19 protein-coding genes are annotated in these 20561 nt (G+C 32.0%); 7 read left to right on the forward strand and 12 right to left on the reverse strand.

Going from position 1 to position 20561, the window contains the following annotated elements; all coding sequences use genetic code 11:
- Positions 1-34 precede the first annotated feature (34 nt).
- Positions 35-3223: a UvrD-helicase domain-containing protein gene (locus tag LOS86_RS13205; RefSeq protein ID WP_231842541.1), complete on the reverse strand. Its 3189-nt coding sequence runs from the start codon at positions 3221-3223 to the stop codon at positions 35-37.
- Between the two features lie 107 nt (positions 3224-3330).
- Between LOS86_RS13205 and LOS86_RS13210 the strand changes: the two genes are divergently transcribed.
- Positions 3331-3936 (forward strand): superoxide dismutase, encoded by a 606-nt coding sequence (locus LOS86_RS13210; RefSeq protein WP_231842542.1) that lies wholly within the window; start codon positions 3331-3333, stop codon positions 3934-3936.
- A 392-nt stretch (positions 3937-4328) separates the two neighbouring features.
- On the opposite strand, the gene LOS86_RS13215 is transcribed toward LOS86_RS13210, so the two are convergent.
- The 8 genes from LOS86_RS13215 to purN form a co-directional block, all read right to left on the reverse strand.
- Positions 4329-6227, reverse strand: coding sequence for an amidophosphoribosyltransferase (locus LOS86_RS13215; RefSeq protein ID WP_231842543.1), 1899 nt, complete (start codon positions 6225-6227; stop codon positions 4329-4331).
- A gap of 133 nt (positions 6228-6360) precedes the next feature.
- Positions 6361-7290 carry a PfkB family carbohydrate kinase gene (locus LOS86_RS13220; protein ID WP_231842544.1) on the reverse strand — a complete coding sequence of 310 codons (930 nt, stop codon included), beginning with the start codon at positions 7288-7290 and terminating at the stop codon, positions 6361-6363.
- A 121-nt stretch (positions 7291-7411) separates the two neighbouring features.
- Positions 7412-9682, reverse strand: a complete 2271-nt coding sequence (locus LOS86_RS13225; protein WP_231842545.1) for a S8 family peptidase — start codon at positions 9680-9682, stop codon at positions 7412-7414.
- Positions 9683-9905: 223 nt separating this feature from the next.
- Positions 9906-10400, reverse strand: coding sequence for a hypothetical protein (locus LOS86_RS13230; protein WP_231842546.1), 495 nt, complete (start codon positions 10398-10400; stop codon positions 9906-9908).
- Positions 10401-10424: 24 nt separating this feature from the next.
- On the reverse strand, positions 10425-10712 hold the full coding sequence (locus LOS86_RS13235; protein ID WP_231842547.1) for a hypothetical protein: 288 nt from the start codon (positions 10710-10712) through the stop codon (positions 10425-10427).
- A gap of 190 nt (positions 10713-10902) precedes the next feature.
- Positions 10903-12060, reverse strand: coding sequence for an ATP-binding protein (locus tag LOS86_RS13240; RefSeq protein WP_231842548.1), 1158 nt, complete (start codon positions 12058-12060; stop codon positions 10903-10905).
- A gap of 143 nt (positions 12061-12203) precedes the next feature.
- Positions 12204-12683, reverse strand: coding sequence for a ribonuclease HI (rnhA, locus tag LOS86_RS13245; protein ID WP_231842549.1), 480 nt, complete (start codon positions 12681-12683; stop codon positions 12204-12206).
- An 11-nt stretch (positions 12684-12694) separates the two neighbouring features.
- Positions 12695-13258: a phosphoribosylglycinamide formyltransferase gene (gene purN / locus LOS86_RS13250; RefSeq protein WP_231842550.1), complete on the reverse strand. Its 564-nt coding sequence runs from the start codon at positions 13256-13258 to the stop codon at positions 12695-12697.
- Between the two features lie 173 nt (positions 13259-13431).
- On the opposite strand from purN, the gene LOS86_RS13255 reads away from it, so the two are divergent.
- From LOS86_RS13255 to pyk, 5 genes are all read left to right on the forward strand, one after another.
- Positions 13432-13668, forward strand: a complete 237-nt coding sequence (locus tag LOS86_RS13255; protein ID WP_002988156.1) for an acyl carrier protein — start codon at positions 13432-13434, stop codon at positions 13666-13668.
- 178 nt (positions 13669-13846) lie between these two features.
- A complete protein-coding gene (fabF, locus tag LOS86_RS13260) occupies positions 13847-15100 on the forward strand; it encodes a beta-ketoacyl-ACP synthase II (protein WP_231842551.1) in 1254 nt (417 codons plus the stop codon).
- A gap of 2 nt (positions 15101-15102) precedes the next feature.
- Positions 15103-15846 (forward strand): ribonuclease III, encoded by a 744-nt coding sequence (gene rnc, locus LOS86_RS13265; RefSeq protein ID WP_231842552.1) that lies wholly within the window; start codon positions 15103-15105, stop codon positions 15844-15846.
- 103 nt (positions 15847-15949) lie between these two features.
- A complete protein-coding gene (locus tag LOS86_RS13270; RefSeq protein ID WP_231842553.1) occupies positions 15950-16423 on the forward strand; it encodes an IPExxxVDY family protein in 474 nt (157 codons plus the stop codon).
- 5 nt (positions 16424-16428) lie between these two features.
- Complete coding sequence (gene pyk, locus LOS86_RS13275) at positions 16429-17859, forward strand: pyruvate kinase (protein ID WP_231842554.1); 1431 nt, start codon at positions 16429-16431, stop codon at positions 17857-17859.
- Between the two features lie 57 nt (positions 17860-17916).
- Here the strand turns inward: pyk and dinB are convergent, their stop codons facing one another.
- The gene (dinB, locus tag LOS86_RS13280) at positions 17917-19011 is read right to left on the reverse strand and encodes a DNA polymerase IV (RefSeq protein ID WP_231842555.1); all 1095 of its coding nucleotides are present in this window, start codon (positions 19009-19011) and stop codon (positions 17917-17919) included.
- 107 nt (positions 19012-19118) lie between these two features.
- Here dinB and LOS86_RS13285 point away from each other — a divergent pair, with 107 nt between their 5' ends.
- A complete protein-coding gene (locus LOS86_RS13285) occupies positions 19119-19589 on the forward strand; it encodes a CYTH domain-containing protein (protein ID WP_231842556.1) in 471 nt (156 codons plus the stop codon).
- Between the two features lie 2 nt (positions 19590-19591).
- Here the strand turns inward: LOS86_RS13285 and LOS86_RS13290 are convergent, their stop codons facing one another.
- Both LOS86_RS13290 and LOS86_RS13295 read right to left on the reverse strand, forming a co-directional pair.
- The gene (locus LOS86_RS13290; RefSeq protein ID WP_231842557.1) at positions 19592-20092 is read right to left on the reverse strand and encodes a septal ring lytic transglycosylase RlpA family protein; all 501 of its coding nucleotides are present in this window, start codon (positions 20090-20092) and stop codon (positions 19592-19594) included.
- A gap of 41 nt (positions 20093-20133) precedes the next feature.
- Entirely contained in the window at positions 20134-20559 is a 426-nt protein-coding gene (locus tag LOS86_RS13295) for a hypothetical protein (protein ID WP_231842558.1), read from the reverse strand.
- Positions 20560-20561: the final 2 nt, after the last annotated feature.

The following is a 20561-nucleotide window of genomic DNA, read 5'->3' on the forward strand; positions in this document are numbered from 1 at the left end:
AATATGTTTATTGTTACTAGTTTGTTGTTTAGAATTACAAAGTTACTATTTCTATACTTTCTCCTACATATACAAGTGCTTTTTTTGCAACGATATAGTTCATTTCTTGTAATGCCATTTCGTATTCTTCCAATTGCACTTTGTGTTTGTTGTGCTTTTCTCCTGTTTTGTAATCTAATAAATAAGCTTGATTCCCTTTCAACACTACCCTGTCGGGTTTGATGGTTTTGGCAGCTTTTTTTATGATATTTTGCTCGTTAAATACTTTTACATCCGATACAAAATAATCTTTTAATTCAGGATGATTTACAATTTTTTCAATTGTTTCTTTAAATATTGCATTTTGAGAAAACGTAATCAATCCCAATTCTGTCGTTTTTTGAATGGCCAAATCCACATCGTCTTTGGTATGAATAAATGCCATAATTTCGTGGAGAATATTACCAAAAGTAATCGCGTCTTGTTGCATCGTTCCCCACATTAAAGCTTCGCGCTGTGCAATTTTGATGTTTTTTGGATTTAGTTTATTTGCAACAATTACGATTTGATTGTGATTGCCTTCGTGAAATTTGTTTTTTGAAATTCGGGTTGAATTTCCAAACTCATATTCTGATTTGGTCTCTTCGTATTTTCCGATATTCTGTAAAAACTCCAGAAAATAATATGACAAATTATTGGTAACTAAATCGCCTTTTTTAGTTTTCAGTTTGTTTGAAATCACATACAATTGTTCTTCCGCTCTTGTTAAAGCTACATATAAAACGTTAATCGTATCTAAGACTTCTTCTTGATTTTTGGTTTGAAAAATCACTTTTGCTTCGCTTCCGTATTTTTCAACTTCTTTTTTATTGTTGATAAGCGCTTTCGGAAAATCCACATTCGCATCTTCTAACGGAATCCATAATTTGTCTTTTGGTTTACTCGAAAAATTTTCTTCTGCGAACGGAAAAATCACCACTGGAAACTCCAAACCTTTCGATTTGTGAATCGTCATGATGCGAACCGCATTCGTTCCTTCTGGAGATGGAATACTTTTTTGGTAGCCAATTTTATCCCAATACTCTAAAAAATCGGAAATACTAGATTGCGACTTTACATCTTTTTCCAACACTAAATCCAAGAAATATTGCAAATAGGAAGTATTGACTTTATCATTCAAAAAAGTTGCAATCAAAATTTCAACTGCTTCATACAACGATTTTTTCTTGCAATTTTTGAACGAAATTTCAATTCCGATGGTTTTTAAAAACGTTTCTAATTCCTCCGGATTTTTATCTTTGGCAGCCAAAATGAAATCATGAATTTCCAATTCCGATTGCAAATATTTTGCAATGAAATACAAGAAATAAGCTTTTGATTCATCGTCTTTTGGATTTTTCAAATAGCGAAGCAACGCAATCAACAACTTCACTTCGGTTGCATTTTGAATTAATAAGGTTTCCGAAGATAAAATCGGAACACTATTTTCAGTTAAGAAATTCGCTAATTTGATTCCGGGTGCTTTCGTTCGCGTAAGTAAAACTATGTCTTTGTATTCAAATCCGTTTGAAATACATTTTTCAATGGTTTTCAACGTTTGATTCAAATAAAATTTATCTTTTACCGAAATGGTATCGTTATCCGAATCAAAACCTTCTACTTCGGTTTCGTCTTCTGGCACTTCGATGAAAGATAAATTCACATAACCGCCAATTTTAGAATTGATTTCTTGATGTGATAAGTTTTCGTAGAGATTTTTATAATCTGGATTTTCAAATTTATCAGCTAATTGCTTAAAAAACGCGTTGTTAAACTGAATGACTTCGGAAAAACTGCGGTAATTCGTTCCTAAACGAAGCGTTTCTTTATCTTTATTAGAAAATGGATTGTGTTTTGCATCTTCTTTCGCTAAATCAATAAATTGTTCAGCTTTCCCTCCTCGCCAACGGTAAATCGCTTGTTTTGGATCGCCCACCAACATTAAGGTTCCTTGTTGCCCAAAATCATCCTGACCTGACAAGGCATTATCGATTAACGGAATTAAATTTTGCCATTGCATCACTGAAGTATCCTGAAATTCATCAATAAAATAATGACGGTATTTTTCACCCAAACGCTCATAAATAAAAGGCGCTGGCTGGTTTTGAATTTCGTTGTGAATGATTTTATTAAAATCGGAAATTGAAACTAAATTTTGTTCTTCCTGAATTTGCTTGAATTCTTGATAAATCGTGTTTAATAACGACAACGGATTTAAGTTTTGCAGAAAAGCTTCGTACATGGAAATTTTTCCGACTTTTTCATTAATTGCAATAACAGAAGCTAAAATTTCGGAAGCGTTTTCATCAATAAAATCTTTATCGGATTGTGGAATTGTCTTTGAATATGCTGGTTTTGTTCCGTCTAAATAATTAATTATGGTTTCGTTTATAGCGATTTTTTCTGATACGATTTTTTCTAAATGATTGGTTACATAACTGGAATAAAACGATTTTCGAGCAACACCATTTCCATCAATCAATTCCAAGACACTTTGAGCAATTGCTTTACAATCGCTTTTTAATTGTTTGATTTCTTCATGTAATTTCTTTTTTACTATTCCGAAATCATCAATACTTTTTTCCGATAATTCTTTAATTTCTTCCGAATTGTTTTCGTTGGTAATCAGTTGGGCCACCTTTAATAATTCGGCAGAAATGTCCCAATTTTTATCGTCATCTGTTTTTTCTTTTGAAAATTCGATTAGTAATTTGGTTAAGTTTGGATCATCACCCGCTTTAGAAATCACTAGATCAATTGCTTCTTGTAAAAGCGAATCCGTTTCTAATGAAACTTCAAAATTGGGTGGCAAATTCAAATCTTGTGCAAACGTTCGGATGACTTTGTGTGTGAATTTATCAATCGTTGAAATATCAAACGCCGCATAATTATGAATGATATTTTTAATGATGGCTTTCGATTTATCTTTTAAAGTAGCGATACTCAATTTGGTTTCAAAAGCAACATCTTTTAGCAACTCCATTGCTTTGTCTGAAGTAGTATCCAGTGAAAATTGGTACAAACTCGAGACTATTCGGGTTTTCATTTCCTCAACCGCCTTATTGGTAAACGTAATGGCTAAAATTTTTCGATAGGCATCGTCATTTTTTGCTAAAAAAAGAATTTTTAAATATTCTTTAGTTAGCGTGTAAGTTTTTCCGGAGCCAGCCGAAGCGTCGTATATGGCAAATGCGGTTGTATTCAAATGTTATATTTATCTTAATAATAGTGGTATAAGAACTATCTATTTTTCAATACGAAGTTTAATTTGTAAATTTGGTAAAAATTTTAATAATCTAAAAATAAAATATTATGGCTTTTGAATTACCACAATTACCTTATGCTTACGATGCATTAGAACCACATATTGATGCTAGAACTATGGAAATTCACCATTCTAAGCACCACAATGCATATGTTACTAACTTAAACGCAGCTATTGCAGGAACAGATTTAGATGGAAAATCTATTGAAGATTTAATGAAAAACTTAGACATGAACAACATGGCTGTTCGTAATAATGGAGGTGGACACTACAATCACACAATGTTTTGGGAAATTATGTCGCCAAATGGTGGTGGATTACCAACAGGTGATTTAGCTGCTGCAATTGATGCTACCTTTGGTTCTTTTGATGCTTTTAAAGCTGAATTCGCTAAAGCAGGAGCTACTCGTTTTGGTTCAGGATGGGCTTGGTTATGTGTTAAAGATGGAAAATTAGAAGTTTGTTCTACTCCTAACCAAGACAATCCATTAATGCCAGGTGTGGCTTGTGGTGGACAACCAATCTTAGGAATGGATGTTTGGGAACATGCTTACTATTTAAATTATCAAAACCGTCGTCCTGATTATATTGAAGCTTTCTTTAATGTAATTAACTGGGCTGAAGTTGCAAAACGTTTTGCTTCAGCGAAATAATCAAAAATAAATAAAATTAAAAAAGGCGAGGATTGAAAAATCTTCGCCTTTTTTGTTACCAAGTTTATTAAAATAAAAAAGGTGAAATTTCTTCCACCCTTTTTGCCCCAAATCTACCATAAAACTTAACCTACTAATTTTCTGGTAGAGCTAAAGTATTGCAACTTTTTGAAACGATTGTAAAAAAATTGATGAATTACATAAAAATCCGATAAACTGCTCTTTTTTGTAGAAATAAAAAAAAGAGTGAAATTTCTTTCACCCTTTTTGCCCCAAATTTACGATAAAACTTAACCTACTAATTTTATTTCGTTTGGCTAATTTATGATATCTTTAATTTTTTCCTTAATAAAATTGTTATATGGAAAAAAAATCCGATGAAATACAACATTTTAATAAGCACGTGCGTCTTTTCCTTCATAAAAATTCATAAATGCTCGGTTTACCACTCGGTTTCCTCCATTTGTTGGATAATCTCCAGTGAAATACCAATCTCCTAAGTTTTTCGGGCATGCTTTGTGCAAATCAGCTACCGTTTGATAGATAATTTTTACTTCAGCTTTTGTACCTTCTGGAGTTAACATTTCGGCAATTTTATCTGAGATTTCTTGATCTGAAAAAGGCGCGTAGATTTCTTTTACATAATTTACTACATCAGCATCGCTGAAATCTTCTTGTGCTTTCGATTTTTGGTAAACCTCTTCAACTATATGATATAAATTACGCTCTTTCAACAACTCTAAAGCTGCTCTAAACGCAACCAAACCTTCTAATTTTGCCATATCAATTCCGTAACAATCAGGATAACGAATTTGAGGAGCAGAAGAAACAACCACAATTTTCTTAGGACGTAATCGGTCCATCATTTTAATGATACTTTGTTTTAAAGTTGTACCTCTCACAATACTATCATCAATAATGACTAAATTATCAGTTGGCTTTACCACTCCATACGTTACATCATATACGTGTGCAACTAGGTCGTCACGACTACTATCTTCAGTAATGAATGTTCGTAATTTTGCGTCTTTAATTGCAATTTTCTCGGTTCTAATTTTAACGGAAAGCAATTCTTTTAACGAATCCTCTGTTAAAGTATCTTTTTGCTCAATAATTGCTTTTGCTTTTCTTTGATTTAAAAAATCTTGAGCCGCTTCACACATACCGTAAAATGACGTTTCTGCAGTATTAGGTATATAAGAAAAAACCGTGTTATCGGTATCATTATCGATAGATTTTAGAACACTAGGAAAAATCAATTTACCTAAATCCTTTCGTTCTTGATAAATTTCGGCATCACTACCTCGTGAGAAATATATGCGTTCAAATGAACATGCTTTCTTAACCAAAGGAGTTCTAACTTCTTCTATAGTAACATTTCCATTCTTTTTGATGATAATAGCACTTCCAGGATCTAATTCTTGAATTTTTTCAAAAGGTACATTAAAAACCGTTTGAATTACTGGGCGTTCAGAAGCTACAACTACAATTTCATCATCTTCATAAAAGAAAGCTGGACGAATTCCGGCAGGATCACGCATGACAAAAGAATCACCGTGCCCTAATAAACCTGCCATAGCATAACCCCCATCCCAATTACGAGAAGCGCGTTCTAAAATACGTTGGATATTCAATCGTTCCCCGATAATTGGAGAAGCATCTTTTTTTGAATACCCTTCATTCTTACATTCTTTATATAAGTGGGTTACTTCATCATCTAAGAAATGACCTATTTTCTCCATTACAGTTACGGTATCCGCCATTTGTTTTGGATGCTGGCCCAAATCAATAAGATTTTGAAACAACTCCTTAACATTCGTCATATTAAAATTTCCGGCAACGATTAAATTTCGATGCATCCAATTGTTTTGACGTAAAAAAGGGTGAACACTTTCAATGCTGTTTTTACCAAAAGTTCCATAACGAACGTGACCTAAAAACACTTCGCCCACATATGGAATGTTTTGTTTTTGAAGCGCCACATTGTTTTGATATTCAGGATTTACCTCTAACTCACCACTAATACGTTCATTAATTTGGGCAAAAATATCTTTAATTGGCTGGGCATCATTTGAACGAACACGACTAATGTATCGTTCTCCTGGATTTACATCTAATTTTATGCTAGCCAATCCGGCACCATCTTGACCGCGATTGTGTTGCTTTTCCATTAATAAGTACATTTTTTGTACCCCATAGAAAGCTGATCCGTATTTTTCTTTGTAGAATTCTAACGGTTTTTTTAATCGAAGAAGGGCAATTCCACACTCGTGTTTGATTGCATCACTCATAAGTAGTTGTGTTGTTGTAGGTTGTTGTATTATCTTTTTTTACACATAGATTCATAGAAAATTAACTATATCTTTAAGTGTTTTATTTATTATTTTTCAAACAAAAAATGCCCCGAAAATTCGAGGCACGTTTTTATTCGTCTAATTCAATTTCGAATTGTGTTAAAGATTTGAATTGCTGTAAACGTGTGTTTACCTCTTTTCTATCTAAATTTTCCATTCTTTCAGTTCCAAATTTCTCCACACAGAATGATGCTAAGTTAGAACCATAAATAATGGCATTTTTCATGTTTCCAAATGAAATATTTTCTGATTGTGCAATGTAACCTGCAAAACCACCAGCAAAAGTATCACCAGCACCTGTTGGATCAAACACTTCTTCTAATGGTAAAGCTGGAGCAAAGAATACGTCTTTATTATGGAATAATAAGGCTCCGTGCTCTCCTTTTTTGATAACCACATATTTTGGTCCCATTGTATGAATTTTAGCTGCCGCTTTTACTAAAGAATATTCTCCTGATAACTGACGCGCTTCTTCATCGTTGATAGTGATTACATCTACACGTTTGATTACGTCTAATAACTCTGGTAACGCACAATCCATCCAAAAGTTCATCGTATCTAAAACGACTAATTTTGGTCTTTCAGACATTTGGTTTAAAACACCTGATTGTACAATTGGATGTAAGTTACCTAATAAAACGACATCAGAATTTTTGTAGGCTTGTGGCACCACTGGATTAAAATCAGCCAAAACGTTTAATTCGGTAACTAAAGTGTCGCGAGAATTTAAATCGTTGTGGTATTTTCCACTCCAAAAGAAAGTTTTTCCACCTTTTACGATTTCAATTCCTTCGATATTTACTCCTTTACTTTCTAATAAATCTAAATATTCCTTTGGAAAATCTTCTCCTACCACAGAAACTACTGCTGCATCTACATTAAAAAAATTAGACGCCAAACCAATGTAAGTTGCGGCTCCACCTAAAATTTTATCTGTTTTTCCGAAAGGTGTTTCAATAGCATCAAAAGCTACTGTTCCTACTATTAATAATTTGTTCATCAATATGAATTTGAAATAAGGTGCAAAGATAAGTTTTTGTTTAGAAGTTTAAAAGTTTATGAGTTTAAAAGTTAGTCGAATAAAAAACGCCTCACAATTGAGGCGTTTATTTATTTGCATTTTACTGTTTTATAATCCTAATCGTTTTGTTTAAATCTATACCTTTAAAATTTACAATATACAACCCATTTTGTAAAGCTGTTAAATCTAATTCCTGTTGATCTAACACAGTATTAAAACTACCTTCTTTTACTTTTTGCCCTAAAGCATTGTAAATTTCATAAGAACTTACATACTCTTTTGAAGTGATGAAAATTTTTGAAGAGGTTGGGTTTGGGTAAACAATGAAATTATTTGTGGTATCGAAAGTATCTACGTTTAAAGCTTGTTCAATTAATTGCATACCAGCTAAAGCATCTATTTTACCATAACCCCACTTTACATTAGGTGGTGTTGAATAAGTTGTGCCGTAAAAATTAAATGGATTTGTAACATCTGAATCTGCTATTGATGTATTGCCAATTATTCCCAGAACATTATTTGTTGTTAGTTGAGGATAAGCCTGTAGCCATAAAGCTACAATACCGCTTACAACTGGTGATGCCATTGATGTGCCATCCATTTTACCATAAAAATGAGTGCCAAAAGTATTAGTTACATCGCTAAAACCAATACCGCCAGATTGATAAGTAGTATCAAAAGAACTTAATGACGATACAATTCTATTACCAGGCGCGGTAACATTAGGCTTAATTAAAAAATCTGTACGAGGTCCTTTGCTAGAAAATGTTGACAATGTTCCTTCATTTCCTGGATATGGTTCTGAATTCAATACTTCAATAGGATTATATGACCCAACTGCTACTGCACCATTTGCACTCGCGGGTGAACCAATAGTAAAAAAATCATCTCCATTTATGAATTGATTCTGCCCATAGTTTTCAAAATTACAGTTAGAACACCAAGAATGTAATAGGTTATTGTTACTTTCAAAACCAATAACTAATTTATCCCATTGGTCAGTATTGTTTGTAGCTGCTGTAATTCTTAAGTTTAACTTATTGTTTAGTGAATTTAATGAACTAACTAGATTAATACTAAAGATATCTCCATTCGAATCAATTAAATCATCTGTAAATTGTGCACTACCATTAACTGTCCCCGAAATAGTAGTTGAACTAACAACAGTATTTGAAACTAAATTGTAAACCGCTATTTCAATTTCAAAAGTCCCATTTGTACCTAAATTTTGTGACCAAATATCCACCTCTGAAAAGTTATCTGGAGTTGGTTGATTATTGACAACAGGTTGCATATCATCAATTATGATAAAATTAGTATCATTTAAACCAAAATCCATAACTGCGTGTTTTTTCTGACCTCCATCGTTTCCTGCGGCAGCAACTAATACAAGACTAGGCGTGTTTGATAAATTATTTATTGCTTCCTCCTCGAGAGTTGTGCCGTCATGAGGACCAAGACCCGTTCCAAAACTCATATTTATAACTACTGGCTTATTAACAGAATTTGCATAATTTTTTATATAATTAATTGCATCAATATATGTAAAATTAATAGATGTTGACGAATAACCTTGAGTAGGACGAAAACCACTAACCAAAACTATTTCAGTGTTTGGAGCCATTCCTTTTAGCAAACTTAAATTACCTGTTCCTGTACCTGCCGCTGTACCTGCTACATGTGTACCATGTGATTGATTAATAGTATCATACTGCTTATTTAATATTGCAGTAGCACCAACATATTCTGAACCATATGTGAAACCCAGGTTACTTGGAGGTGTTCCTGAAGTATTACTTCTTTCCCATACTCTTGAAATTCTTAAATTTCCATTTATATCTTTAAAATTTGGGTGTGTATAATCGAAACCTGCGTCTATAATACCAACAATAACTCCAGTCCCAGTGTAGGCTTGACTAATTCCAGTACCCATATGAACGGAGTTAGTATTAGTTGTATTTCTAGCGTTATTTACTTCTAATTCTAATTTTTCTCCAATATCAGCATATTTTATACATTGTATGCTTTCTAGAAGAGGTAAATCTTGTACTTTAACAAAAGCTGTTGAAATATTATCTGATATTTTAGAAATATCTGAGAAAATATTTGAGCTATTAAAATTTGTACAATCATCTTCTAACAATAAAGTTATTCTAGATAAACTATTTAAGTTAATTTGTGTCAAATTATTCTCTTTATTTTGCTTAGCGTTTAAATACAACATATTTGTCGCTGGTGATAATTTTGTAGCTTCTGAAGTGGTTTCAAATTTAATAGTACTATGATTTCCTTTAAAGATATTTTGAGAAAACAAATTAATGCTTAATAAAAGTAATAATAGGTTAATTAATGTAGTAGTTTTATTTTTCATGTGCGTAAAAATATATTTCTCTGTCTCAAGAGGATTAAATTTTGTAAAAAACTAAAAGCGTGAGACAAACTCCAATCTGCGCCTCAGGTATCGCCAAACACCCACACTACAAGAAAAGAGAAGCCCACGCCAGTGACGTGAGCGTTCGCATATTAATCTTGTAGTGTATTTGAATGGCGATTTCGAGACACTAATTAACAGCTACGCTATTAGTTATATGTAATTATTTTTTTATTTCATATTGAATATTTATGTAAATATTGTATAATTTTTCTTTCATATTATTCAATTGATTTATTTTATAATTATATTCATTATCTTGAATTATTTTTACAAATCCTTGATTATTGTAACTTTTTGAACTATGTATTTTTGTTATTTCAAAACCCTTTATAAGATTATGCTTTTTGGGAACAAAATACGAGTGTGCAAAATCATTTCTCAAATTATTTAAGTTTACAAATTCACTAAATATTTCATCTTTTTGAATTTGCATTTTTTCTAAAACCAATAAAAACTCTTGAAATAACCTCGGTCTGCTCAAACCCATTAATAAAGTTGTAGTAAACTCCATTTTCTCGTCATTGTTTTCACAAAAATATGATGATATTATATATGACATCAACGTTTCTACATAAGCAAAAGTAGTTAAATATTCATAATGAGCTTCTTTAAATTTTTGTTCGTTAATTACAAAGTTATTCATCTTTCCTAACATACTTTCATTTATTAACAATAAAATTTAATTAGTAGTCATAACAGATTTTAGTTCTAAAATACATCTTTCAGATTCTATTTTAATCACTAAAAAAACTAAAGCTTTTATTAATTTATCTCCATATTCGACAATTGAAATTGTAATTTCATCATTTTCTGTAGAATCATTTTTTTTTAACCATACTTCAATGTTCTTGTCTAATCGATTTTTATCCTTTAAATAAAATTGTTCAACATAATCTGATGTTGATAATTCTATCTCTTTGAGAGATGGAGAATTCTTATAATTTTTAAAATCTATAGTAATTATCATTTATATTTGTTTGGTTTATAAAAATAAAAAATCTTTTTAAATAAACTTAAAATATTTAATAAAAAACTTTAAATAATAAAAATAAAACATAGAAAATTCTACAACAACTTCCCTTCTTCTCTTTCGTAAAACTCGTCAATAGATAAGTTGGTTTGTTGCGATGCCATAACAAACTCTTATTTCTAATGAATTATAAATTTATTTCTTTCCAACTCATAATCTTTCCCAAAGTTCTCTCTTGATTAAATAATCCTGTATGAACCACTGATTTAGTTTTGATCAGTTCAGGTTTTAGTTTTTCAAAATAACTTAATCCTTTGAACATTTCGGGCATTATGGTTTCTGATGCTTTAATTTCTACTAAATTTAAAAGCTCGGAGTTTTGCCATATTAAATCTACTTCATGTCCTTCTGCATCGCGCCAAAACCATAAATCTAAAAGTAAATTGTTGTGATAGTTTATTTTTAGATATTCATTTATAACATAATTTTCAAACAAACTCCCTTTTAAAGAACTTAATTTTACACTTTCTGCTTCATTTAATTTTAGCAAATAACACAATAAACCTGTATCGTAAAAATATAATTTTGAGCTTTTGGTAACACGTTTGTTGAAATTTGAAAAATAAGGTTGTAATTGATATACTATATAACTACTTTCTAAAACCGAAACCCATGATTTAGCAGTAGGTTGTGAAATTCCACATTCATTTGCCAATGAATTTAGATTGAGCAATTGACCTGCTCTTGCCGCACATAGTGAAATAAAATTTCTAAATTGCTTTAAATCTTTTACATGAATGAGTTCCGACAAATCACGTTCAACATACGTTTGTATATAATTAGAATAAAAAACTTTTGATGGAATATCTCTATCATAGATTGCAGGATAAAATCCTTTTTGAAGATTAACGGCATAATCCTCATTTAACCAATTAGCAGCGTCCATTTCTGAAACATCAAATGGCAACAATTTAAATAAAGCAACTCTCCCCGCTAAACTTTGAGTAATATTTTGCATTAAATGAAAATTCTGAGAACCAGACAAAATGTATTGTCCCATAATTTTATCTTCATCTACTTTTGTTTGCAAATAAGAAAACAACTGAGGAACACGTTGTGCTTCATCAAAAATCACATACTTACCGTATTGTTTTAAAAATCCGTTTGGATCATCTTCAGCAAATTTTCTGACATCTAAATTTTCTAAATTCACATACTCATAATCCGAAAAATGAGTTTTTAAAAAGGTGGTTTTGCCAGATTGCCGCGGACCTGTTAAAGCTAAAATAGGATATTTATTTTTATAAACATCCATTTGCGATTTAATTGCTCTATTTGCACTCATAATTAACATTTTAAAGTACAAATATAGAACTTATTTTGAAAAAGAATATATTTTAATTTTGAAAATGCAGATACTTGTATTTTGAAAATGTAGGTGTTTTTATTTTGAAAATGCAGGTATTTGTATTTTGAAAATACAAAATCCTACAATAACTTCCCTTCTTCCCTTTCGTAAAACTCATCAACAGACAACTTTTCTTGTTGCGAAGCCATAACCGCCAATTCATCACAACGTTCGTTTTGTGGATGATTGTTATGACCTTTAATCCATTGAAAATCGACTTGGTGTTTGCGATACACTTTTAAGAAACGCATCCATAAATCGGGATTTTTTTTGGCTTTGAAGTTGATTTTTTCCCACTGAAATACCCATCGTTTTTCCACAGCATCCACCACATATTTAGAATCGGAAACCACTAAAACTTTGGTTTTTGGGTTTTTTAATTTTTCTAACCCTACGATTACCGCTAACAATTCCATTCTATTATTGGTTGACAATCTAAAACCTTCGTAAAATTCTTTTTTGTAAGGTGTTCCTACCATTTCCATCACCACGCCATAGCCAGCCGGTCCAGGATTTCCCTTCGCAGCACCGTCTGTGTATATGTGGACTTCGTGACTCAAGTGAATAGTAATTAGTGATTGGTGATTAGCTTTCCTATTACTTCAGGAAAATATTGATGTTCTAATTCGTGGACTTTATTTGCAATTTCTTCCGCAGTTTTACAATCTTCGATGTTTACTGACTTTTGAAAAATGAACTCGCCTTCATCGTAATGTTCGTTTACATAATGAATGGTGATTCCTGTTTCTTTTTCTTTATTTTCGAGAACAGCTTGATGCACATTCATGCCGTACATTCCTTTTCCGCCGTATTTTGGCAATAAAGCAGGATGAATATTGATCACTTTTGGATATTCTTTTAGTATAGATTCAGGAAATTTTAGTAGAAATCCAGCTAAAACAATTAAATCAGGCTGAAATGAATGCAATTGTTCCAACACAAAACCTTCATTTAACTGCGTTTTATTAAAAACAACTGAAGGAATGTTATGATTTTTTGCGCGATCTAACACTTTGGCTTCAGCCTTGTTAGAAAAAATGGCAACTACTTTTCCAATTTCGCTATTTTTAAAAAACTTAATTATTTCTTCTGCATTGGATCCATTTCCTGAAGCAAAAAGCACAATATTCTTCATTTTAGTGTAAATTTCTATCCACAAAAAAAAGAATAATAATTGGTAAAAAATAAAAAAAAGAAGTCTTTGTGAATATTTTTTTTTATTTTCGTGGTCACATTTAGTAACAAAAAGGTGGTTTTAAAATAAAGTTTTTTATTTTTGCCAACAAATTAAATTAAAAATTAAAGATTATGTCAGACATTGCATCAAGAGTAAAAGCGATTATCGTAGACAAATTAGGCGTTGACGAAAACGAAGTTGTAGCAGAAGCTAGCTTCACAAACGATTTAGGAGCTGATTCATTAGACACTGTTGAGCTAATTATGGAGTTCGAAAAAGAATTTGATATTCAAATTCCAGACGACCAAGCTGAAAACATTGCTACTGTAGGTCAAGCTATTTCTTACATCGAAGAAGCTAAAAAATAATACATAAATTTCCCGTGTGCTCTTTGCAGCATACGGGTTTTTATTATTATAAAAAAATTAGACAATTTTTGATTGAATTTCAATCACAATATATTGAAATACCCTTGTCTCTTTACTTCTAATAACTAAAGAAAACACGGGTATTATTTGTTTAAACGATATTTTAAAAAATTAGAATATGCAATTAAAGCGTGTTGTTGTAACAGGTCTTGGAGCACTAACTCCTATTGGAAATACACTTCAAGAATATTGGGACGGTCTTGTGAACGGAAAAAGTGGCGCAGCCCCAATTACATATTACGATACTGAAAAGCATAAAACCAAATTTGCTTGTGAGATTAAAAACTTCAATGTAGAAGATTTTATCGACAAAAAGGAGGTTCGCAGAATGGATAAGTTTGCTCAATATGCTATTGTTGCAAGTGATGAAGCCATCAAAGATGCTGGTATTACATTAGAAAATGTAAACAAACATAGAGTTGGAGTTATTTGGGGAGCAGGTATTGGAGGTTTACAAACATTCCAAGACGAAGTAATGAATTATGCCGCTGGTGATGGAACACCGCGTTTTAATCCATTCTTTATTCCAAAAATGATTGCTGATATTGCACCTGGACATATTTCAATGCGAAATGGTTTTATGGGTCCAAACTATACAACAGTTTCTGCATGTGCTTCTTCAGCTAATGCTTTAGTAGATGCATTTAACTACATTCGTTTAGGAATGTGTGATGTAATTGTTTCAGGAGGTTCAGAAGCAGCTGTTACCATTGCAGGTATGGGCGGATTTAACTCAATGCAAGCTTTATCAACAAGAAACGATAGTCCTGAAACCGCTTCAAGACCATTTGATGCTACTCGTGATGGATTTGTTTTAGGTGAAGGTGCTGGTGCATTAGTTTTAGAAGAATACGAACATGCGATTGCGCGTGGTGCTAAAATCTACTGTGAAGTAGGTGGTGGTGGTTTATCTTCTGATGCTTACCACTTAACTGCTCCACATCCAGAAGGAATTGGAGTTATTGCTGTTATGGAAAACTGTTTACGTGATGCTGGAATGAAACCAGAAGATGTAGACCACATCAACACTCACGGAACATCAACTCCACTTGGAGATGTTGCTGAGTTAAAAGCTATTAAAGCGGTTTTTGGCGAGCATGCTAAAAACATCAACATTAACTCAACTAAATCGATGACAGGTCACTTATTGGGTGCTGCCGGTGCTATTGAAGCTATTGCTTCTATCTTGGCAATGCAAAACGGAATTGTTCCTCCAACGATTAACCATACCACTGTAGATGAAAACATTGATCCATCGTTAAACTTAACTTTAAATAAAGCGCAAAAACGCGAAATTAAAGTAGCTATGAGTAATACTTTTGGTTTTGGTGGACATAACGCTTGTGTTTTATTCAAAAAATTTGAGAACTAAACATGCGTCGTTTATTTAATAAAATACGAAAAAACTCCCGTTCTCAAGAAGACGGGATTTTTTTTGAAAAAATTACCAAAATACTTGGTTTTCAACCAAAAGAATTAAAATATTACAAAAAAGCATTTACTCATCGTTCAGCAAATAAAGTGGATGATAAAGGAAATCCTTTTAACTACGAGCGATTAGAATTTCTAGGTGATGCTATGCTAGGAAGTGTAATTGCTGCTCATTTATACAACGAAGTCCCTTCTGGAGATGAAGGTTATTTGACAAAAATGCGTTCAAAAATTGTAAGTAGAGAGCATTTGAATGAATTAGGCCGTGATTTCAACTTATTGCAATTTGTTGAAAGTAAAGTCAATTCGAGTCAGTTTGGCGAAAATATTCACGGGAATTTATTTGAAGCATTTATTGGAGCTATTTACTTGGATAAAGGCTTTACCTATTGCGAAAAATTCATCCAAAACAAAATCATTAAACAATATGTAGACATTGCCAAATTAGAAGGTAAGGTAATCAGTTACAAGAGTTTAATAATCGAATGGTGTCAAAAAGAGAAAGTACCATTTGCCTTTGATTTTATAGAAGACAACGGACAAGAAGGACAAAAATATTTCAGCGTAAAATTGTCGATTAACAACAAAATCGTTGCCAAAGCCAGAGCAACTTCTAAGAAAAAAGCAGAAGAAAAAGCGGCACAAAGAGCCTATTTTGCCTTTCAAGAAAAAATTTCGAAAAAATAATTCCACTACTCAAACGTTTGAGTTTATAAATTATCGTTAAGAACAGCTAAACAGCTAGTTTTTAATGATTTTAAACCTTATATTTACGACATAATTTTGGAAAATGGCCATTCATAAAATTCAAATAAACGATTTTGTTTCAGATGATTATGAGTTAATTGCCATTCATTCATCTTTAGAAGATTACAAATTAGCGTATCGCTTAAACAAAGAATTAGGATTACAGTTACAAAAAAATGATAACTATATAGAAATCTCTATTTCGGAAGGAAAAAGCGCATTTGAAAATTTTGCTTTTGATGATGAAAAGAACGACGTAATTTGGACCTTAATCGAGAATAAAACCACGATTATCAATTCAAACAAACAAACAAGTTCGCTTTTTGAACAAGTTGACATCACCGTTTTTTTACTTCCAGAATATAAAAAAGCAGATTATTTGATTAAAATTGAAAATGTCGATTATGGCTTTGATGCCGATGAAATCATCGATAAAATAGTAAAAATCAAAAACATAACCACTGCTTATTCCATTGATACAACAAACTTAAAATCAAAAAATAATTTAATTTTTTAATTAAAATGCCGACAAACAAAAAAACTAAAATTGTAGCTACCTTAGGTCCTGCCTGTAGTACAAAGGAAGTGCTAAAAAATATGGTAGATGCTGGAGTTAATGTTTTCCGAATTAACTTTTCGCATGCCGATTATACGGATGTAAAATCAAGAATTGACATGATTAGAGAACTAAACGATGAGTTTGGTTACACTACGTCAATATTAGCCGATTTACAAGGTCCAAAATTACGTGTAGGCGTAATGAAAGAAGATGTTGTGGTAAGCAAAGGTGATAAAATTACCTTTACAACAGCAGAAGATATCTTAGGAACTGCTGAGCGTGTTTACATGAACTACAAAGAGTTTCCAAAAGACGTAAACCCAGGGGAAAGAATCTTATTAGACGACGGAAAATTAATTTTCGAAGTAACAAAAACAGATAAAAACACTGAAGTTGAAGCGGTAGTGGTTCAAGGTGGCCCTTTAAAATCTAAAAAAGGGGTTAATTTACCTAATACTAAAGTTTCGCTTCCTGCTTTAACGGAAAAAGATATTAGAGATGCCAAATTTGCTATTGAAAATGATGTAGATTGGATTGCTTTATCATTTGTTAGAACACCAAATGACTTAGAAGATTTACAAGATTTGATTGCAGAACATTCTGATCACAAAATTCCGATTATCGCTAAAATTGAAAAACCAGAAGCTGTTGAAAACATTGACAAAATCGTAGCTTTTTGTGATGGTTTAATGGTAGCTCGTGGGGATCTTGGTGTAGAAGTTCCGGCTGAAGAAGTTCCGTTGATTCAGAAAAAATTAATTCACAGAGCAAAAACAGCTCGTATTCCTGTAATTGTGGCAACACAAATGATGGAAACAATGATTACTTCACTAACACCAACACGTGCCGAAGTAAACGACGTAGCTAACTCGGTAATGGACGGAGCTGATGCTGTAATGTTATCTGGAGAAACTTCAGTAGGAAATTATCCTGTGGAAGTAATTGAAACGATGACACGTATTATTGAAAGTGTGGAAGATTCGCCTTTAATTAAAGTGCCATTATCGCAACCACAAGTTAAAAACCAACGTTACGTTACGAAATCAATTTGTTACCACGCGTCATTAATGGCTGACACTATTAAGGCTAAAGCTGTAACTACATTAACAAATTCAGGTTATACAGCATTCCAAATTTCAGCTTGGCGTCCAAAATCACATATTTTAGTATTTACGTCTAACAAAAGAATATTAACACAATTAAACTTATTATGGGGCGTTAGAGCTTTCTTCTACGACAAATTAGTAAGTACTGACGATACTATTGACGATATCAACACGATTTGTAAAGAAAAGAAATACGTGAAAAAAGGTGATATGGTTGTAAACTTAGCCGCAATGCCAATTGTAGCAAAAGGTATGGTTAACACGCTGAGAGTTTCTGAAATAGAATAAGTTTTACTTTAAATTATACAAAAATCCGTTTTGAATTTCAGAACGGATTTTTTATTTCTAAAACTCAAACTTCAATTGCACAGAAACACTTTTTTGAGGTAAAGCTGTCTTTGTTTTTTCTTCGTTATTTAAATTATGTACCGAAATTCCTAACAATCGCACCGAATTTTTCAAACGTTCTTGGTAGAGTAAATCTTTGGCAACGTCTAAAATAATGTTTTTATCACTTACAAAATAAGGTAACGTTTTACTTCGTGTTTGTAACGTAAAATCGGAGTATTTTATTTTTAATGTTATCGTTTTTCCTGAAATTTTGCTTTTTTGTAGGCGTTTTTCTAATTCTTTAGCAATGCTTTGCAAACGTTCTTCCATGAAAATTTCGGAAGATAAATTTTCTCCAAAAGTACGTTCCGCACCAACGGATTTTATCTTACGATTTGGTTTTACCGCGCTGTTGTGAATACCCCGACAAATTTGGTAATAATGAAAACCACTATTCCCAAAATGTTTTTCTAGATATTCTAATGGTTTTTGTTTTAAATCGAAACCCGTAAAAATGCCCAATTGATACATTTTTTCAGCCGTTACTTTTCCTACTCCGTAGAACTTTTTAATATCTAACTTTTCTAAAAACGCTTCAACCTCATCTGGGTTTACCGTTTTTTGTCCGTTGGGTTTGTTATAATCAGAAGCGATTTTGGCTACAAATTTATTTACAGAAATTCCTGCCGAAGCGGTTAATCCAACTTCTTCAAAAATGCGCTTTCTGATTTCTTGAGCGATTAATGTGGCACTAGGATTGCCTTTTTTATTTTCGGTAACGTCTAAATATGCTTCATCCAGCGATAAAGGTTCTACCAAATCGGTGTAATCGTGAAAAATTTTTCGAATTTTCTTCGAAATCTCTTTGTAACGATCAAATCTTGGTCGCACAAAAATTAAATCGGGACACAATTTCTTCGCTTGAATACCGCTAATCGCACTTCGAACACCAAATCTTCTAGCCTCATAACTAGCAGCAGAAACCACACCACGAACTTCACTTCCGCCAACAGCTAAAGGTTTTCCTTTAAGCTCAGGATTGTCCATTTGCTCTACCGATGCATAAAACGCATCCATGTCCACGTGAATTATTTTTCGGTAGTTTGTCATAAAAAAAGAAATTTAATTCCCATTAGAAATTAAAGTGGCTATTTTCTAAAGTAAAGATACAAATAGAAAGTATTTTTTATATTTTAGTAGTATAAAAAATAGATATTTTGTTAGAAATAGAGCGTAAATTTTTAGTGTCTTCGACAGATTTTATTTCGGAAAGTAAAAATCAATATAGAATTGTACAAGGGTATTTGAATTCAAACCCTGAACGAACCGTTAGAATTCGAATTAAAGGCGATAAAGGTTATCTAACCATTAAAGGCAAAGGAAACGAATCAGGAATAAGCCGATTTGAATGGGAAAAAGAAATCTCAACTACAGAAGCTGAATCTTTACTGTTATTGTGCGAAAAAGGCGTTATAGACAAAATCCGTTATGAAATACCACTAGGTAAACATACTTATGAAGTTGATGTGTTTTTTGGTGAAAATGAAGGCTTAATTGTGGCAGAAATTGAATTGCAATCAGAAATTGAATCTTTTGAAAAACCGAATTGGTTAGGCGAAGAAGTAACTTCAGATGAACGCTATTATAATGCTTATTTAAGTCATCATCCGTTTAACGATTGGAAATAAACCTATTCTACGATTTCGATATTTACTCGTAAAAGAGAGCGTCCATTATTGTGAGAAATGTCTAAAAATGGTCGTTTTGCTAAATCTATTTCTCTTCCTCTAGTATGAGGTCCTCTGTCATTTATAGTTACAATAACACTTTTATTATTAGCCAAATTAGTTACTTTAACTTTGGTTCCAAATTTTAATGTTTTATGTGCGGCAGTGTATTTTTTATTACTAAAAACTTGTCCGCTTGCGGTTCTTCTTCCATTTAATTTATCAGAATAATGGGAAGCTTCTACATTTTTCTTATATAATTTTGTTTTTAAATTAGCTAAAGAATCTACGACTCTAATTGAATCTGATTTTTTAATGGAATCTAAAATCTGAATAGAGTCTTTTTTCTTAATGGTATCATATAAAAAAGCTTTTCTAACAAAACCATTATGAGTTCTATTAGAAAAGCTTACTAAAGCAGTAATAAGTAATACAAATGCTATTATAAGGCTATATTTCTTCAAAATAAATATCTATAAACTTATTACCAAAGTTATTTTGAATACTAGTTGAACCAATTAGCCCAAGGCAATCTTGACAAGATTAAAACTAAGCCTAAAGTGTAAAAAACAGCAATCTTTTTGAATTTTCCATTATAGCTTTCTTCTTTTTTGTGTTTAGACCAACCAATTGTGATTAACGCTAAAGCGATAATGTTAATTAATGGGTGTTCTAAAGAAGTTAAGCGCATTGCCGCATCTTTCATATTTCCTAATTGGTCAAATCCCATAGGAGATATAAAATATAATACTAAACCAATTAACAATTGAATGTGACAAATAATTAATGTAAATAAAGAAATTCTTAAATCTTTTTCTTTAAATAACCTTTTAGAAGTTAATCCAGAAATAGCATTAATTGAGGCCAACACTAATAGTGCTAAAGCAACATACGCTAATAAAGAGTGAACAGATTGAATAGTTTCGTACATAC

The sequence above is a fragment of the Flavobacterium cyclinae genome (assembly GCF_021172145.1).
GTDB lineage: Bacteria > Bacteroidota > Bacteroidia > Flavobacteriales > Flavobacteriaceae > Flavobacterium > Flavobacterium cyclinae.

What these genes read in the sequence shown, in the direction of transcription:
- LOS86_RS13210 (WP_231842542.1), top strand. Translation starts at nt 3,331, where the DNA reads ATGGCTTTTGAATTACCACAATTACCTTATGCTTACGATGCATTAGAA.
- LOS86_RS13215 (WP_231842543.1), bottom strand. Translation starts at nt 6,227, where the DNA reads ATGAGTGATGCAATCAAACACGAGTGTGGAATTGCCCTTCTTCGATTA.
- LOS86_RS13220 (WP_231842544.1), bottom strand. Translation starts at nt 7,290, where the DNA reads ATGAACAAATTATTAATAGTAGGAACAGTAGCTTTTGATGCTATTGAA.
- LOS86_RS13225 (WP_231842545.1), bottom strand. Translation starts at nt 9,682, where the DNA reads ATGAAAAATAAAACTACTACATTAATTAACCTATTATTACTTTTATTA.
- LOS86_RS13230 (WP_231842546.1), bottom strand. Translation starts at nt 10,400, where the DNA reads ATGTTAGGAAAGATGAATAACTTTGTAATTAACGAACAAAAATTTAAA.
- LOS86_RS13235 (WP_231842547.1), bottom strand. Translation starts at nt 10,712, where the DNA reads ATGATAATTACTATAGATTTTAAAAATTATAAGAATTCTCCATCTCTC.
- LOS86_RS13240 (WP_231842548.1), bottom strand. Translation starts at nt 12,060, where the DNA reads ATGAGTGCAAATAGAGCAATTAAATCGCAAATGGATGTTTATAAAAAT.
- purN (WP_231842550.1), bottom strand. Translation starts at nt 13,258, where the DNA reads ATGAAGAATATTGTGCTTTTTGCTTCAGGAAATGGATCCAATGCAGAA.
- LOS86_RS13255 (WP_002988156.1), top strand. Translation starts at nt 13,432, where the DNA reads ATGTCAGACATTGCATCAAGAGTAAAAGCGATTATCGTAGACAAATTA.
- fabF (WP_231842551.1), top strand. Translation starts at nt 13,847, where the DNA reads ATGCAATTAAAGCGTGTTGTTGTAACAGGTCTTGGAGCACTAACTCCT.
- rnc (WP_231842552.1), top strand. Translation starts at nt 15,103, where the DNA reads ATGCGTCGTTTATTTAATAAAATACGAAAAAACTCCCGTTCTCAAGAA.
- LOS86_RS13270 (WP_231842553.1), top strand. Translation starts at nt 15,950, where the DNA reads ATGGCCATTCATAAAATTCAAATAAACGATTTTGTTTCAGATGATTAT.
- pyk (WP_231842554.1), top strand. Translation starts at nt 16,429, where the DNA reads ATGCCGACAAACAAAAAAACTAAAATTGTAGCTACCTTAGGTCCTGCC.
- dinB (WP_231842555.1), bottom strand. Translation starts at nt 19,011, where the DNA reads ATGACAAACTACCGAAAAATAATTCACGTGGACATGGATGCGTTTTAT.
- LOS86_RS13295 (WP_231842558.1), bottom strand. Translation starts at nt 20,559, where the DNA reads ATGTACGAAACTATTCAATCTGTTCACTCTTTATTAGCGTATGTTGCT.